This window comes from Streptomyces sp. CNS606, from assembly GCF_000426325.1.
Window position 1 is genome coordinate 75,814 of sequence record NZ_KE384521.1, and the last position, 16,304, is coordinate 92,117.

A 16,304-nucleotide genomic window follows, 5' to 3' on the forward strand; every position below is an offset into this window, starting at 1 on the left:
GCGGGGCCACCCCCATGCACCGGACCGACGACCACCGTGGCGCGGGCCACGCAGGCGCCTACGCGTACGAGAAGGACGGCGCCGCCATCTACCGGCAGTCCTTCGCCACCATCCGGGCGGAGGCGGACCTCGACGGGCTCCCCCCGGACGTGGCGCAGGTCGCGGTGCGCATGATCCACGCCTGCGGCATGGTCGACCTCGTCCGCGACCTCGCCTTCTCCCCCGAGGCCGTCGCGCGGGCCCGCACGGCGCTCCGTGCCGGTGCGCCCGTCCTGTGCGACGTGCAGATGGTGGCCAGCGGCGTGACCCGCAAACGGCTGCCCGCCGGCAACGACGTGGTGTGCACGCTGTCCGACCCGTCCGTGCCGGAGCTGGCCGCGCGGCTGGGCACCACCCGCAGCGCCGCCGCGATGGACCTGTGGGGCGACCGGCTGGACGGCGGCGTCGTCGCCGTCGGCAACGCGCCGACGGCGCTGTTCCGGCTGCTGGAGATGATCGACGCGGGAGCCCCGCACCCCGCCGCCGTCATCGGGGTGCCGGTCGGTTTCGTCGGCGCGGCCGAGTCGAAGGACGCCCTCGCCGCACACCCGGCCGGCCTGGAACACCTGGTGGTACGCGGCAGGCGCGGCGGCAGCGCGCTCGCCGCGGCCGCGCTCAACGCGATCGCGAGCGAGGAAGAGTGAACGCCCCCAACCCCGCCCCCGGTTGCTCCGCGACCGGTCACCCCGCCGCCGGTACGGGACGGCTGTACGGCGTCGGACTCGGCCCCGGCGACCCGTCGTTGATGACGATGCGCGCCGTCGAAGCCCTCGCCGCCGCCGACGTGGTCGCCTACCACAGCGCCCGCCACGGCCGTTCCATCGCGCGTTCCATCGCCGCGCGGCACATCCGGGAGGACCACGTCGAGGAGGCGCTGGTCTACCCCGTCACGACGGAGGGGACCGACCATCCCGGCGGATACCGCGGCGCCCTCGACGACTTCTACACCGAGGCCGCCGCACGCCTCGCCGCACACCTGGACGCGGGGCTGACGGTCGCCGTGCTCGCGGAGGGCGACCCGTTCTTCTACGGCTCCTACATGCACATGCACAAGCGGCTCGCCCACCGCTACCCGACCGAGGTCATCCCGGGCGTCACCTCGGTCAGCGCGGCGGCGGCCCGCCTGGGGACCCCGCTGGTCGAGGGCGAGGAGGTGCTGACGATCCTGCCCGGCACGCTGCCGGAGGAAGAGCTGACGGCACGGCTCGCCGCCACCGACGCGGCGGCGGTGATGAAGCTCGGCCGCACCTTCCCGCACGTGCGCCGCGCGGTGGAACGCTCCGGCCGGCTGGACGAGGCCCTGTACGTCGAGCGGGCGACCATGCCCGGCGAACGCACCGGGCGGCTGGCCGGCACCGACGCCGGCACGGTGCCCTACTTCTCCCTGGCCGTACTGCCCAGCCGGGTGGACGCCCCGCGGCCCGAACGCGCCGCCGGAGACGGCGAGGTGGTGGTCGTCGGCACCGGCCCGGCCGGTCCCTCATGGCTCACCCCGGAGACCCGCGGCGCCCTCGCGGCGGCCGACGACCTGGTCGGCTACACCACCTACCTGGACCGGGTACCCGTCCGGCCGGGTCAGCTCCGCCACGGCTCGGACAACAAGGTGGAGGCGGAACGCGCCGAGTTCGCCCTCGACCTGGCCCGGCGCGGGCGCCGGGTGGCGGTGGTGTCCGGCGGCGACCCGGGCGTCTTCGCCATGGCCACCGCCGTGCTGGAGGCCGCGGCGGAGGAGCCCTACCGCGACGTGCCGGTGCGGGTACTGCCCGGCCTGACCGCCGCCAGCGCGGCCGCCGCGCGCGCGGGCGCGCCGCTGGGGCACGACTACGCGGCGCTCTCCCTGTCCGACCGGCTCAAGCCGTGGGAGGTCGTCGCCCGGCGGCTGCACGCCGCGGCCGCCGCCGACCTCGTGCTGGCGCTGTACAACCCCGGCTCGCGCAGCCGCACCTGGCAGGTCGGCAAGGCCCGCGAACTGCTGCTGGAGCACCGTGCGCCGGACACCCCGGTGGTCGTCGCCCGCGACGTGGGCGGGGAGGGCGAACGCGTCCGCGTCGTCCGCCTCGCCGACCTCGACCCGGCCACGGTGGACATGCGCACCCTGCTCATCGTCGGCTCCTCCCAGACCCGCGTCGCCACGCGCGGGGAGGGGATCGGTGAGGGCAGGGGCGACGGCACCGGTCACCAGGTCGTCTGGACCCCTCGGCGGTACCCGGAGGGCTGAGAGCCCGGTGGCCGGTCGCAGGCCGCAGGCCGCAGGCCGCGGGCCGCGGGCTGCGGGCTGCGGGGCCGCTGCGGAAGGCGGTGCCGCACACCCCAACCGCCCGCCCCCTCACCCACCCCCGCCCCGGAGGGTGGTGCGCAGCCATGCCGCCGCGGCGGCGGGGGTGGACACCTCGGCGACCTCCTCCGGGGCGGGCGGGCGGCGCACGAGGATCACCGGGACGCCCGCCTCCCGGGCGGCGGCCAGCTTGGGGGCGGTGGCGGAGCCGCCGCTGTCCTTGGTGACCAGCACCTCCACCCGGTGCCGCCGCAACAGCTCGCGCTCCCCCGCCAGGCTGAAGGGGCCGCGGTCCAGGAGCACCTCCGCGTCCGGGGGGCACGCCCCCGCAGGCGGGTCGACGGTACGCACCAGGAACCAGGCGTCGCGGACCCCCGCGAAAGCGGCCAGACCCATGCGTCCCGTGGTGAGGAAGACGCGCCGGCCCAGCGCGGGCAGCAGCGCGGCGGCGGCCGGGAGGTCGGCGGCCGGGTGCCAGTCGTCCCCGGGACCCGGGGCCCAGCCGGGCCGGCGCACCGCCAGCAGGGGAACATGGGTGGTGGCGGCCGCCCGGGCCGCATGGAAGCCGATGGTGCCGGCGAAGGGATGGGTGGCATCGATGAGCGCGTCGACCCGTTTTTCCCGCAGCCACCGCGCCATGCCCTCCGCGCCGCCGAAGCCCCCGACGCGCACCTCGCCCGGCGGCGGCACCGGCCGCCGTACCCGGCCCGCCAGCGACGAGGTCACCCGCAGCCCGGGCCAGACCGTCCGGTCCGCCAGCAGTTCGGCGAGGCGGCGGGCCTCGGTCGTGCCGCCCAGGATCAGCACGTGCACGCGGGGCTCCTCTCGTGGGTGACGCCGTGAGTGAGGGCGGGCGGGACGCCCAACTGAAGCACACCGGTCTCCGCCCCGGCTGGACGACCGGCGCCTGCGCGACGGCGTCCGCCACGGCCGCGTACACGGCGCTGCTGACCGGCGAGTTCCCGGACCCGGTGACCATCACCCTCCCCAAGGGGCAGACTCCGTCGTTCGCCCTCGCCGTGGAGGAGGCCGGCGACGGATGGGCCACCGCCGGGGTGGTGAAGGACGCCGGCGACGACCCGGACGTCACGCACGGCGCGCTGGTCCGCGCCACCGTACGGCCGCTGCCCGCCGGCTCCGGCGTCGTCTTCCGCGCCGGGCCCGGCGTCGGCACGGTCACCCGGCCGGGCCTGCCGCTGGAGGTGGGCGAACCGGCGGTGAACCCCGTGCCGCGGCAGATGATGCGGGACCACGTGGCGCGGGTCGCGGCCGCGCACGGCGGCGGCGGGGACGTGGAGCTCACCCTGTCCGTCGACCACGGCGAGGAGATCGCCCGCTCGACGTGGAACCCGCGCCTGGGCATCCTCGGCGGCCTGTCCGTCCTCGGGACGACCGGGATCGTGGTGCCGTACTCGTGCTCCGCCTGGATCGACTCGATCCGGCGCGGGGTGGACGTCGCCCGCGCGGCCGGGCGTACCCACCTCGCCGGGTGCACCGGCTCCACGTCGGAGCGGACCGTGGTCGCGGAGTACGGGCTGCCGGAGGACGCGCTGCTGGACATGGGCGACTTCGCGGGTGCGGTCCTGAAGTACGTGCGACGGCACCCGGTGGAGCGGCTGACGGTCTGCGGCGGCTTCGCCAAGCTGTCGAAGCTGGCGGCGGGTCACCTGGACCTGCACTCGGGGCGTTCGCAGGTCGACAAGGGGTTCCTGGCGGCGCTGGCCCGCGAGGGCGGTGCCGGGGAGGCCCTGGCCGCCGAGGTGGCCTCGGCGAACACGGGCCTGGCGGCGCTGCAGCTGTGCGCGGCGGCGGGCGTTCCGCTGGGCGACCTGGTCGCGGTCGCGGCCCGTGACCAGGCGCTGCAGGTGCTGCGCGGCGCGCCGGTGGCGGTGGACGTGGTGTGCATCGACCGGGCCGGCACCGTGGTGGGCCGCAGCGCGGTCCGCTGAGGCGCCGGGCGGTCCGCCGAGGCGCCGGGCGTCCGCCGAGCGTCCGGTGCGATCCGGGCCCCGCACACAGCGGCGTGGCCGCCCGGTAAGCCCGGACGGCCACGCATGCTGAGGACGACCGCTCAACCGCAGTCGGCCCGTGTCAGTCGCCGAAGTCGATGCAGACCGGCCCGGCGAAGGAGGTGTTGATGCCCTCCTCCTGCTCCAGCCACTGGTTGCAGGCCACGGTGACCTCGACCTCTTCCGGGCCGCCGTTCGCGCAGGCGGCGGCGGTGCCGGCACCGGCGAACAGGGCGGTGGCGGCGAGGGCCGCAGCAGCGGCAACGGTACGAACGGACATCAGAACCTCCTTGTACGGGCGAAGCGGAATGTCTTCGCACGAACATTCACGCAGCCCGCAGAAGCAGGTGCCCGTTTTGCGCCTCCGGACGGGTCATCAGCCGGCGTCCATCCGTGGTGGCGGCCCGTCAGCACCGGCCTCCGGCCCTCCCGCACGGCCCCCCGGCCGTCCCGCGCCACCCTCCGGCGCGCACGCGTGCCGCGCGCGAGCGGGTGAATACAGGTGGCTGTCGGGGAAGTTCTCCGCTGCCAGGGTGCGGCCGACGAGGATGACGGCGGTGCGGCGCACCCCGGCCTCCCGTACCTGGTCCGCGATGTCGGCGAGGGTGCCGCGCAGGATCACCTCGTCCGGGCGGCTGGCCAGGGCGACCACGGCGGCAGGGCAGTCCGCGCCGTAGTGCGGCAGCAGCTCCTCCACCACGCGGTCGGCGTACGCCGCTGCGAGGTGGAGCACCAGCAGGGCGCCGCTGCGACCGAGTGTCGCCAGGTCCTCTCCCTCCGGCATGGCGGTGGCGCGCTGCGCGACACGGGTGAGGATCACGGTCTGACCGACCGTCGGCACCGTCAGCTCCCGCCGCAGCGCCGCGGCCGCCGCGGCGAACGCGGGCACACCGGGCACCACCTCGTACGGGACGCCCACGGCGTCCAGGCGGCGCATCTGTTCCGCGACGGCGCTGAACACGGACGGATCACCCGAGTGGAGACGTGCCACGTCGTGCCCGGCCTCGTGCGCGCGGACGAACTCCGCGGTGATCTCGTCCAGGTCGAGCTGTGCGGTGTCCACCAGCCGGGCGTGCGGCGGGCACGCGTCGAGCAGTTCGCGCGGCACCAGGCTGCCGGCGTACAGGCAGACGTCGCAGGCGGCGAGGGTACGGGCGCCGCGCAGCGTGATCAGGTCGGCGGCGCCGGGACCGGCGCCGATGAAGTGGACGGTCAACTCTGCGCTCCGGAGGGGGAGTCGGACGTGAGCGGCTTGCGTACCGCCCACTGGGTGACGGGCATGGCCTGCCGCCAGCCGGTGAACGAGCCCAGCGGGACGGCGTGCGCGACCGCGAGCCGCACCAGTTCCCCGCCGTGCCGGCGGCGGCGCTCGGCGAGCAGCGCCTCGGACTCGAGGGTGACGGTGTTGGCGACGAGACGGCCGCCGGGCGGCAGGGCGTCCCAGCAGGCGTCGAGCAGCCCGGGCGCGGTCAGCCCGCCGCCGACGAACACCGCGTCCGGCGCGGGCAGTCCGGCCAGCGCCTCCGGCGCGGCGCCGGACACCACCCGCAGGGCGGGGACGCCGAGCGTGTGCGCGTTGCGGGTGATGCGCTCGGCCCGCAGCGGGTCGTGCTCCACGGCGACGGCACGGCAGGACGGGTGGGCGCGCATCCACTCCACCCCGACGGAACCGGAACCTCCGCCCACGTCCCACAGCAGTTCACCGGGGGCGGGTGCCAGCGCGGCCAGCGTCGCGGCGCGGACGTGGCGTTTCGTCAGCTGGCCGTCGTGCTCGTACGCCTCGTCGGGGAGCCCGGGCACCGCACCGAGCGGCAGCGCACCCGGCGCGCGGCGGCACTCCACGGCGACGACGTTCAACGGATCGCCCGGCGGGTGCGGCCAGTCGTCCGCGGTGCCGTCACGGTTGGCCTCACCGGCGCCGCCGAGCTGCTCCAGCACGCGCACCCGGCTGGGGCCGTAGCCGCGTTCCCGCAGCAGCGCCGCGACCTCGACGGGGGTGCCGGCCCCCGAGCCGAGCACGAGCAGGCGGCGCCCGGGATGCAGGGCGACGGCCAGCCGTGCGAGGGGCCGGCCCACGGCGCTCACCACTTCGGTGTCCTCCAGGGGCCAGCCGAGCCGCGCGCACGCGTACGACACCGACGACGGGTGCGGCAGCACCCGCAGCCCGCCCGGTCCGGCCTCCTCGGCCAGCGCCCGGCCGACGCCGTAGTGGAAGGGGTCGCCGCTGGCCAGCACGGCGAGCCGGCGCCCGGCGTACGCAGCGAGCAGCCGCGGCACCGCGGGCCGCAACGGCGACGGCCACGCCACCCGCTCGCCGCGGCACTCCGCGGGCAGCAACTCCAGTTGCCGCACGCCGCCGAGGACCGCCTCGGCCTCCCGGAGCGCCGTCCGCGACGCCTCGGGCAACCCGCCCCACCCGTCGGCCCCGATCCCGACGACGGTCACACCCACGGACAGCTCTCCCGCCGACGACCAGCCACGACGGCCGACTCTAGCCCCGCCCGCCCCCCGTGCCCCACCCCTGTGGCCGGTCTCACGCAGCTGCTCAGAGCTGCGCGACCACCGCGTCGTGAAAGCGGTCCACGGCGTCGTCGACGCTGCGGATGAACCCCGACTCGCCGTTGCCCCTCGTGCTGCCCATGCCCTTGAACAGTGACAGCCGGAAGCCGGTGATCTGTACGTCGTTCCGCGGCAGGAGGTCAGCAGGCTCCGGGCGGAGCCGTTCCAGCGTTCCGCGGGGACCGGTGCCGGAGCCGTCGACAAGCGTCTCGACGTGGAGATCGGCGGGGGCCTCCGAGAGGCGCCGCACCAGCCGCTTGGCCCACGTCAGCGGATAGCCGCTCTCCGGGGCAGGTACCTCCATGGATGTACGCAGCTTGCCGGTCCGGAGGTCAGCTGTGATCGTCAGAGCGCCCGGCACCCCGTCGAGACGAAGCGCCGCGTGCAGCCTCCCCTCCTCACACAGCCGGTCGGCGAGCGCCTCCCTGCGGGCGGCGGGGTCCGAACCGCGCTTCGAGCGCTGAACGGGCATGATCTTCTGACCCAGCTCGCCTCCGAGCCGCAGACACACCTGGCGGATCAGACGCTCCCAGCTCTCCACGACTTCGAGAGTTCTGCGATCGCCCTGGCACAGGGTCTCCGTATCGATCGCGTTGCGCACCGGTACCCACGCGGGACCCATGTTCTGGAAGCCGTGACAGCCCGAGTTCTCGTGCTGCAGGTAGAACAGCAGCTCTTGCAGCAGCCAGGCGTGCGCCGCATTCCCCACACCTTCGTGCCGGATGAGGAGTTGCGCCTGGTGCGCGACGTCCGCCCAGGACAGATGCCACAGCGCCACCTTGTGTTTGCGCCTGCCGTCGAGACGGACGTCGACCAGCGGCCTGCCGTCGAGAGCGACGTCGTTCGACAGTGTGATGACGGCTTCGTAGGCACGCCTGGCGGCGATGTCGAGGTAACCCTGCACCTGTTCGGACTTCAGCGGATTGCCGTTGGTCTTCGTTTCGACGAGGGCAGTCCAGAGCTTGCCGGCTCGCTCCACCCGGATGACGCCGTCCGGCCGCTTCGGGGTCTCACCGTGGGGCAGCGACACCTCGGTGAACGTCTCCATCCGCCCGGCGGGAGCGCCGAAGGACGCGGTGAGCCGACGACCGAATTCGGGCACCTGGGCCATCACCGCGAGCAGCACCGAAGTGGCACGGGTCTCGCGTTCACGGTCGCTCTTCAGGGTTGGCGCGGGGAAGAGCCGGGCGGATCGCCATGCCTCGTTCTCGGCGAGGGTCTTGCGAACCGTCTTGGGAAGCGTGACCTTCTTCCGCGCGGTGCGAGGTCGGCGGGGCCGTCCGGAGGTGGCAGGTCCCTCCCGTTGCGCGGGCACCTCCGCCGCTCCATCCGTCGGCGCGCCGACCTCCGCCCGCTGCCGCAGCCCTGCTGCGCTCTCTACGCGGGTCGTCACGTCGGGTCCGCTCTCCGGCTCGTCCTCCGCATCGTCCACATCGATTCCGTAGCTGGTGGCCAGGCCCGCCAAGCCCGTCTCGTAGCCCTGACCCACTGCCCGGAACTTCCACTCGTCGCCACGCCGGTACAGCTCGCCGAAGACGAAGCCGCTCTCCACCCCGGCTTCCATGGAGAACCCGAGCAGCGCCTGCCCTCTGCTGTCCGCGAGTTCGAGCCTCAGGTCATCGAGGTCCCCGAACCGGGCACCGCCGTAGCGGCTGGCGGCGACCACGACCTGCTCCACGTCCGGGGAGACCGCGGTGAGATCGATGCCGATGCGGTCCTCCATGCCGACCGCGGTAGGCGTCTTGCCCAGCAACTGCACGCTGCCGTCCCCAGCGGCGGGGTTGTTGTAGAAGAAGAAGTCCGAGTCGCTGCGCACCTTGCCGTCGGCATTCAGCAGCAGGACGGACACGTCCGCGTCTCCCTGCCCGTCGTCGCTGCCCCAGCTCAGACTCACCATCACCGAGCCGGCGTTCTCCGTCAGCGTCGCCAGACCGACATTGGCACCCTTCGACATTTCCTGCATACGACCCCCTGGGACCCACCCCGAACCGGCTCTCGGTCGGCTGCGGAGAAACACGAGCACTGTGACGCACCGCACACGCGACGATGCACAGGGGAACAGTATCGGCGGAAAGTCACATGGAGAGCCGCAACAGAGAAGAAAGAGTCATTCTTGCTCGCACAGGACAACTCGCGCAGCGAGGGCAAGAGGAAGGCGAGGCGGGGGTCGACCCTGCGGGGCTCCCCCGCTTCCGACGCTCTCGGGCGCGGTACGCCCCGCGCGTCACCGTGGACCTTCATCGCCAAACCTTCCCCCGATGATTAAGGTAAGGCTAACCTAAGCACGCGCGTTCGAAGGTACCGGAGACACGTGCGGGAAGACCGGAAAGACGAGGAGGGGACCGTGGCGAAGCACGGCTGGGAGGGCGTCGTCCTCAGACTGATGCGCGGCAAGGACTTCACGTTCACCGTGACCGGGGCGGAGGACGTCACCGACCACTACCGGCGGCTCAGGTTCACCGACGGCGGCATGCTCGCCGCCACCGGCGTGCACCCGACGATGTGGGTGCGGATGTGGTTCACCGACGCCGGGAAGCCGCACCAGCGGGCGTACACCCTGGTCGACCCGGACACCGAAGCCGGCACGTTCACGGTCGAGTTCGCGCTGCACGACGGCCCCGCCGCCGGCTGGGCGCGCAAGGCCGTGCCCGGCGACACCGTCGAGGCCACCGTGCAGGGCACCGGCTTCACCGCGCCCGACCCGCTGCCGCAGCGGATGGTCGTGATCGGCGACACGGCCTCGCTCCCGGCCGTCAACTCGCTCCTCGACGCACTCCCCCGGACCCCCGCCACGCTCTGGCTGGAGACCCAGCACGCCTCCGACGACGACCTGCCGCTGCGCCACGACCCGGCCCGGCACGAGGTGCACCGCGTCCCGCGCGAGGACGCGGGCGGGCGCCTGGTGACGGAGGTCAGGGCCGCGCTTCCGGCGCTGCTGGAGGAGCACGGCGGCCCGGCGGGCGCGTACGTGTGGATCGCCTGCGACACGGCGACGACCCGCGCGCTGGGCGCGTATGTCCGCAGGGAACTCGGTGTGCCCAAGCAGCGCGTCGACGCCCTCGGCTACTGGCAGCCCCCGAGGGACCCCGGCCCCGCGTCCGCGGCGGCGTAGGCCCCCGGTCCGGCCGCGCGGCCGGACCGGCCCGCCGAGGGGCGGACCGGCCCCGCCGGGGGAGGGCCGGTCCGGGCGCCGGTCACCCCCGGGCCGCGGCCGCCGTACGGGCCAGACGCACCGCGGAGGTGCCCAGCCCGGTGGGCGCGTGGGGGAGGGCGGACGCGCCGGGTGGGCGGGCCGCGTGGCGGAGCAGGTCCTCCTCGCGGTAGCGGCGGCAGTCCTCGTGCCAGACGAGGATGCCGGACAGCCAGTGCTCCAGGTCGGTCACGTACCCGTCCAGCACCCGCCGCGCGTCCTCGGACAACCCGAAGTCGTCGTACAGCACCGGCAGTTCGTGCGCCACGACGTGCTGGAACTGCCGCATCCGGGAGTTCATCAGATCGCCGGTGACCGCCACCGCCTGCGCCCGTCCGCAGTCGAAGAAGTCCTGCACCACGAGCACCAGGTTGTGCAGCTCGCCCTCGAACTCGATCTCCTTCTGGTACGAGAACACGTCGTTGACGAGCATCGCGAAGTCGGCGGCGGAGTTCTCCAGTGAACGCATCGGCCCGCTGCGGTAGACCTCCGGCGGGATGCCCGGCCCGTGCCCGAGCCGGCACAGGCTCATCGTCAGGTCGGAGCCGAACGTCATCCGCCGCATCTCGAGGTAGTCCACCGGGTCGGGGATGCGGTGGTGGAACTGGTTGTCCAGCTCCCACAGCCAGCTCTGCAGCATCACCTCGACCGCCCGCCGGAACGTGCGCCGTGCCGCGGGATCCATCGTCGCCGTGGTACGCAGCCACAGGTCGGCCAGCGCGCGTTCCAGGGCGTTCGCGGGCGGCGGCATCAGGTCGTTCTCCACCGGCATGAAGGCCGGCAGGCGGTCGGTGGTCGCCTTCGCGCCCGCCAGGTCGCGGGTCCGGCCGAAGACCGCGGGGTAGTAGTCGTCGCCGTACGTGCCCCAGGCGAGCCAGCCGGACGACAGGTCGAGGCCGTCCTCGTCCGCGTCCGGGTGGATGCCGGCCGCGCACAACGGCAGGTCGATGTCGCGGAGCAGGGCCTCGTCCCACACGTGCGAGTGCGGGACGCCCGGCTGCGGCTGGAGGATGCCCATCCGGTGCGCCCAGCCGGCCAGGCGCTCCCGGGCGCCGTCCAGGTGCGGGCTGAGCCGGGCGGTGAACGGCATGTCCAGCGCGGGGATCTCGGACGGGCCGACCCGCTGGAACGGCACGTGGCTGCGCGAGCGCGCCCGTGCCTCCTCGGCCCGGCGGGTGGTGGACGGCAGCGCGGCGGCGGACATGCCGAGCCCCCCGGGACTGCCGAGCCCGCCGGGCCCGGCCGTCCCGGCGACGCCGAGCAGCGACAGCGGCCCGCTCGTAGCCGCCGTGGACGGGGCCGCGGCGCCGCCGCCGTTCATGTAGCGGCTGGACCGCAGGTGCCATTCGTGGCCGCCCGCCTGCCAGTCCTGAAGCCCCTTCACGTACGCCAGCACGGCCGCGCTCTCGTCCGGCCGCACGTGCTTCTCGGCGAGCAGCGGGCCGAGTTCGGTGAGCGCGGTCGACTCGAACTGCTGGAGCCGGGAGGTGAGCAGGTCGTTGACCGACTCGGCGGCCTCCTGGGTGGAGCAGCCGAGGAAGGTCTCCAGCACGAGCACGCCGTTGCTCAGCTCGCCCTCGTCGCGCGTCTCGCGCTCGTAGGAGAACAGGTCGTTGCGCAGGTGCACCGCGTCGGAGAAGGCGTCCCGCAGCACGCACAGGGGCCGGGTGGCGGCCAGCTCCGCCGGCACCTCGGCCCGTGCCGCGAACTCCACCAGCCCGGCGGACCAGGGCGCGCCGCCCACCTTGCGGCGCATCTCGATGTACTCGACCGGGTTGGGGACGCGGCCGGCGTCGATGTTGGACAGCTCCCACAGCGACTCGCGCAGCAGGTTCTCGGTGCTCAGCGCGAAGCGCTCGCGCCAGTCGGCGGACATCGCGGGAACCGTGCGTGCCCACAGGTCGGCCAGCCCCGCCTCGACCGGGTTGCGCGGCTCGGGCGTCCCGGCAGCCGGGGCGGCGGGGTCCGCGGGGTCCGCGGGCATGAACAGCACGAGGCGGTCCAGGTGCGCGCGGCCCGCCTCGCGGTCCTGCGGCCGCTTGTAGAGCTCCAGGAAGTGGTCGTCGAAGAAGAACACCCACACGTACCAGTCGGTGACCAGCGCCAGGTCGTCGGCGGTGGCGTCGGGATGGGTGTAGGCGCAGAGGAGGGCGTAGTCGTGGGCGAGGAGGTCGGCCTCCTCCCAGACGCCCGAGCCCTCCAGCATGCCCCTCTCGCGGGCCCAGCGGGTGGAGTGCGCTCTCGCCGTGTCGACGTGCGGATTCAGTCGGGCGGGGTGGGGGAGGTAGAAGTCGGGCAGGTCGAAGGGCTGATCCACGGGACCCGTTCACTCCTCGGCGACGTGCGGAAAGCGGAAAGCGGCCCGCGAAGGTGCGGCCTGCCGAGAGCTACCCGCACGGCCGGCGCGCATCCTGCGGAGGCCGCCGCCGTACGAGCGGGTTTGGGACATCCGTTCGACGTCCGCCCCTGTGTCGCCGCGCTGCGTGCACACGCCCCGGGCGGCACGCACCCCGGCGGCACACGCCCCGACTCGCACCCCTCCGGCGCGACGGAGATCATGGGGCCATGGACCACCACACCGTGCACCTCGCCCAGGACCCCGACGCCGACGCGCTGCTCTCCCGCAGTCCGCTGGCCGCCCTCGTCGGGCTGCTGCTGGACCAGCAGGTGCCGATGGAGTGGGCCTTCAAGGGACCCTGGACCATCGCGCGGCGCCTGGGCGACGACGACCTGGACGCCCACCGCATCGCCGCCCACGACCCGGACGCGTTCGCCGCGCTGCTCTCCGAGAAGCCGGCCGTGCACCGCTACCCCGGCTCGATGGCCAAGCGGGTGCAGCAGCTCTGCGCCTACCTGGTCGAGCACTACGACGGCGACGCCGAGTCCGTCTGGTCCGGCGCGGGCAGCGGTGCCGAACTGTTCAAGCGCCTCAAGGCGCTGCCGGGCTACGGCGAGCAGAAGGCGCGGATCTGCGTCGCGCTGCTGGGCAAGCGGTACGGCGTCACCCCGGAGGGCTGGCGCGAGGCGGCCGGCGCGTACGGCGAGGAGCACTCCTACCGCTCCGTCGCCGACGTCACCGGCCCCGAGTCCCTCGACCGCGTCCGCGCCACCAAGCAGGAGGTCAAAGCCGCCGCCAAGGCGGCCAAGGCCGCCCGGGCGAAGGACTCCTGACTTGGGCGCTCAGCCCTTGCCCGCCGCGTCGCCGGTCTCCTCCGGTCGGCCCTTCGCGTTCGCCACGCCGCTGTGCACCGCGCGGACGTACACGGCGAGGCCCGCGCCGGCGACCAGGACCGAGTCCCAGGGAGCCGGGATCATGCCGGTGCCCCCGAAGGCGCCCGCCCAGGAGACCACGAAGAGGATCAGCAGGTAGGCCACCAGCCAGGCCGCGCCGCGGAGCTGGCCCGGCAGGTCCGGGTCCCGGCGCCGCAGGACCACGTGGAGGACGACGCCGAGGGCCACCAGGGGCAGCGCGACCCGCAGGTGGTGCCAGCCCGCCCAGTGGATCAGCTCGGTGGAGACGACGAAGCTCGCGGGCGCGATCAGGCCGAGCCTGGAGACGACCGGGCGCACGGACCGGTCGGTCTCCCGGAACACCCCGGCCGCCACGGCACACGTCGAGTAGGTGAGCAGGGAGAGCACGCCCACGACCGTGATGATGTCCTGCCAGCCGCGGAACGGCGCCAGGAACATGACACTGACGACGAAGTTGACGCACATGGCGCGACGGGGCACACCCGAGCCCCGGTGGACCACCGCGACCTGTCGGGGCAGCAGTCCGTTGCGCGCGGTCGCGTAGGTCTCGCGCGCACCCGAGGCGACGAACACCGATGCCGCGCCGGCCGGGGAGAGGACCGCGTCCGCGTAGATGATCGTCGCCAGCCAGCCCAGGTTGAGCAGGATCGCGAGCTGGCCGTAGGGAGAGTCGAAGTTCAGCCCGTGCCAGCCTCCGGCGAGCCGGTCGGCGGGCACGGTCAGCAGGAACACCGCCTGGAGCACGGTGTAGAGCACCACCGCCATGGCGATCGCCGTGATCACCGCCCGGGGCAGGTCGCGGCGCGCGTTCCGGGCCTCGGCGGACAGTTCGACCGGCGCGGCGAAGCCGTTCATCGCGTAGATGATGCCCGCGGTGGCGATCACGCCCAGGGCCGCCGACCAGCCGTAGGGCGCCCAGCCGCCGCCGCGTTCGATGTTGCCGGGCTCGAAGCCGGAGGCGAGGAGCGCCACGATGGTGAGCAGCGGGACGCCGAACTTCAGCACCGTGATCAGGGCGTTGATGCGGGCGAAGAGCCGGACGCCGAACCAGTTGCCCAGCACGAGCACGGCGAGCAGCGCCACGGCGGCGAGCGTGCCCCGGTCGGTGAGGCTGCCCTGCTCGGAGAGGCCCGGCAGATAGCGTTCGGCGTACTGGACGATCGCCGAGGCCTCCGCGGCGAGGGCGCTGGAGACGGCGAGCAGGATGCCCCAGCTGACCACGGTGCCCACGACCGGTCCGCTCGCCTCCTTCGGCCAGCGGACCATGCCGCCGGCGCGCGGCCGGGTGGCTCCGAGCTGCACCAGGACCAGTCCGACGAGCATCAGGGCCCCGCCGGCCAGCGGCCACGAGAGCAGCGCCGCGGGCCCGGCGGACTGGGCCGCGTAATAGGCACCGAACAGCCAGCCCGATCCGATCATGCCGCCGAAGGCGATGAACGTCAGGCTCCAGAAGCCCAGTTCACGCTTGAGGCCGCGGTCTTCACCCGTCTCCAGGGGTGGCGGAGACGACTGGTCCAGGGGTGGTGCGGACATGGGTGGTCCTCCCGTCGAAGGGCAAGGGGTGTCCGGCGGCCACCGGAACGGCGGCCGCCGGGCGCGAACGGCGTGACGAAGGAGCGGAAGAGGCGCGGCAGCTGCGGGCAGGGTGCGGGGCCGGTTCAGGCGGCGTCGGCGGTCGCCTGCGGCACGGTGTCCCGGGGCCGGTCGCGCACGCCGGAAAAGAGCATCAGGAAGCCGAAGAGCAGGCCGAGAACGCAGGCGCCGGCCACGAACGGCAGTGCCACACCGGCCTCGTACAGGGCGGTCGCCGCCAGCGGCCCGAGGACGAGGGTGACGCCGTTGGTGGAGGCGATCAGCCCGGCCACGCCGCCCTGTTCGTCACCGCCGACACGGAGACTCAGCGCGGAGTTGTAGCCGGGGATGGCCAGGCTGTGCCCGACCCCGGAGAGCACGGTCGCGGCCAGCAGCACGGGCAGCGAGTCGGCCATCGCGATGACGACGAAGGCGACCGCGGTGAGCGGGACCCCGACGCGCAGCAACCTCAGCGGACGCCAGGCCAGCCAGGGGATGACCAGGCCCTGGACGACGAGCATCGGAATGCCGCCCGCCAGCAGCACGTACCCCGCCAGCTCGACCGTCTCCCTGGTCCCGAGGGCCAGCCGGTCCTGGAGCAGGAAGCCGATGCTCATCTGCAGCATGCTCACGGACAGGTAGATCCCCACACCCGCGACCAGGAAGGGCCACACCCGGGCGTCGAACGGGCTCAGCCGCGGCGCCCCGGTCTTCGCCGTCGCGGGGCGGTGGTCCCGAGGGACGAGGAGCAGGACGGCGACCGCCACCACGACGATCAGCGCCGGAGCGAAGTAGAGCGCGGGGAGCACCCCGAAGTCGGCGAGCAGGCCGCCCAGTCCGGGGCCGAGCACGAGGGCGAGGCCGAGGGCGGCGCCGACCCGCGCGAGGCCCTTCACCCGCGTGGGCTCGTCGGGCGTGACGTCGGCGACGTAGGCCTGGGCGGCGACCGGCAGCGCGGCCAGCGCGCTGCCGAACACCACGCCCCGGGTGACCATGAGGAGCACGAACACCGTGGTGGCCCCGATCAGTCCGGCGAGCCCGAACTGCACGGCCACCGCGAAGGCGGCGAGGCCGACGGCGGACCCGAACAACGAGGCGACCAGCAGGGGCTTGCGGCCCCACACGTCGCTGCGCCGCCCCCACCACGGGCTGATGAGCGCCACCACCGCCGCGGAGACGCTCATGACCAGGCCGAACTGGAACTCCGTCAGCCCCAGATCGCGGGTCAGCGGGGGGAGTACGGGAGTGAGGATCTGCTGCCCCGTGTAGCCGCCGAACACCGCCAGGTAGATCAGCGCGAGCCGCTTGGCACCGACGGCGGGCGCCGCGGCCTTCGCCGTGCCGTCCTGCTCCCGGTCTCCACCGTGCCCGCCGGCCACCGGCCGCTTCCCCTCGTTCGTGGCCATCG

General features: G+C 74.1%; 13 protein-coding genes. 5 read left to right on the top strand and 8 right to left on the bottom strand.

The window, feature by feature from the left end; genetic code table 11:
• Window positions 1–14: 14 nt before the first annotated feature.
• On the top strand, window positions 15–683 hold the full coding sequence (locus tag K304_RS0120970) for a precorrin-8X methylmutase (protein ID WP_051308789.1): 669 nt from the start codon (window positions 15–17) through the stop codon (window positions 681–683).
• Window positions 680–2,257: a precorrin-2 C(20)-methyltransferase gene (locus K304_RS0120975; RefSeq protein ID WP_051308677.1), complete on the top strand. Its 1,578-nt coding sequence runs from the start codon at window positions 680–682 to the stop codon at window positions 2,255–2,257. The genes K304_RS0120970 and K304_RS0120975 overlap by 4 nt, the downstream gene beginning before the upstream one ends.
• A 108-nt stretch (window positions 2,258–2,365) precedes the next feature.
• Here the strand turns inward: K304_RS0120975 and K304_RS0120980 are convergent, their stop codons facing one another.
• Entirely contained in the window at window positions 2,366–3,127 is a 762-nt protein-coding gene (locus tag K304_RS0120980) for a cobalt-precorrin-6A reductase (protein WP_027765319.1), read from the bottom strand.
• 26 nt (window positions 3,128–3,153) lie between these two features.
• Here K304_RS0120980 and K304_RS0120985 point away from each other — a divergent pair, with 26 nt between their 5' ends.
• A complete protein-coding gene (locus K304_RS0120985; protein ID WP_486591765.1) occupies window positions 3,154–4,263 on the top strand; it encodes a cobalt-precorrin-5B (C(1))-methyltransferase in 1,110 nt (369 codons plus the stop codon).
• 142 nt (window positions 4,264–4,405) lie between these two features.
• On the opposite strand, the gene K304_RS30405 is transcribed toward K304_RS0120985, so the two are convergent.
• From K304_RS30405 to K304_RS30415, 4 genes are all read right to left on the bottom strand, one after another.
• On the bottom strand, window positions 4,406–4,603 hold the full coding sequence (locus K304_RS30405) for a hypothetical protein (RefSeq protein WP_037791429.1): 198 nt from the start codon (window positions 4,601–4,603) through the stop codon (window positions 4,406–4,408).
• A gap of 96 nt (window positions 4,604–4,699) precedes the next feature.
• Entirely contained in the window at window positions 4,700–5,539 is an 840-nt protein-coding gene (gene cobM, locus K304_RS30410; protein WP_078529475.1) for a precorrin-4 C(11)-methyltransferase, read from the bottom strand.
• Window positions 5,536–6,768 carry a precorrin-6y C5,15-methyltransferase (decarboxylating) subunit CbiE gene (gene cbiE / locus K304_RS0121000; protein ID WP_199779671.1) on the bottom strand — a complete coding sequence of 411 codons (1,233 nt, stop codon included), beginning with the start codon at window positions 6,766–6,768 and terminating at the stop codon, window positions 5,536–5,538. Before cbiE ends, cobM begins: the two co-directional genes overlap by 4 nt.
• A gap of 100 nt (window positions 6,769–6,868) precedes the next feature.
• Window positions 6,869–8,845 (bottom strand): TerD family protein, encoded by a 1,977-nt coding sequence (locus K304_RS30415; protein WP_037791610.1) that lies wholly within the window; start codon window positions 8,843–8,845, stop codon window positions 6,869–6,871.
• A 420-nt stretch (window positions 8,846–9,265) separates the two neighbouring features.
• Between K304_RS30415 and K304_RS0121010 the strand changes: the two genes are divergently transcribed.
• Window positions 9,266–9,994: a siderophore-interacting protein gene (locus K304_RS0121010; protein ID WP_051308790.1), complete on the top strand. Its 729-nt coding sequence runs from the start codon at window positions 9,266–9,268 to the stop codon at window positions 9,992–9,994.
• A gap of 82 nt (window positions 9,995–10,076) precedes the next feature.
• Here the strand turns inward: K304_RS0121010 and K304_RS0121015 are convergent, their stop codons facing one another.
• Window positions 10,077–12,389: a terpene synthase family protein gene (locus tag K304_RS0121015; RefSeq protein ID WP_027765323.1), complete on the bottom strand. Its 2,313-nt coding sequence runs from the start codon at window positions 12,387–12,389 to the stop codon at window positions 10,077–10,079.
• Between the two features lie 248 nt (window positions 12,390–12,637).
• On the opposite strand from K304_RS0121015, the gene K304_RS0121020 reads away from it, so the two are divergent.
• Complete coding sequence (locus K304_RS0121020; RefSeq protein ID WP_027765324.1) at window positions 12,638–13,243, top strand: HhH-GPD-type base excision DNA repair protein; 606 nt, start codon at window positions 12,638–12,640, stop codon at window positions 13,241–13,243.
• Window positions 13,244–13,252: 9 nt separating this feature from the next.
• Here the strand turns inward: K304_RS0121020 and K304_RS30420 are convergent, their stop codons facing one another.
• Window positions 13,253–14,857 carry an APC family permease gene (locus tag K304_RS30420; RefSeq protein WP_051308678.1) on the bottom strand — a complete coding sequence of 535 codons (1,605 nt, stop codon included), beginning with the start codon at window positions 14,855–14,857 and terminating at the stop codon, window positions 13,253–13,255.
• Between the two features lie 125 nt (window positions 14,858–14,982).
• Complete coding sequence (locus K304_RS30425; protein WP_051308679.1) at window positions 14,983–16,302, bottom strand: MFS transporter; 1,320 nt, start codon at window positions 16,300–16,302, stop codon at window positions 14,983–14,985.
• Window positions 16,303–16,304 lie beyond the last annotated feature (2 nt).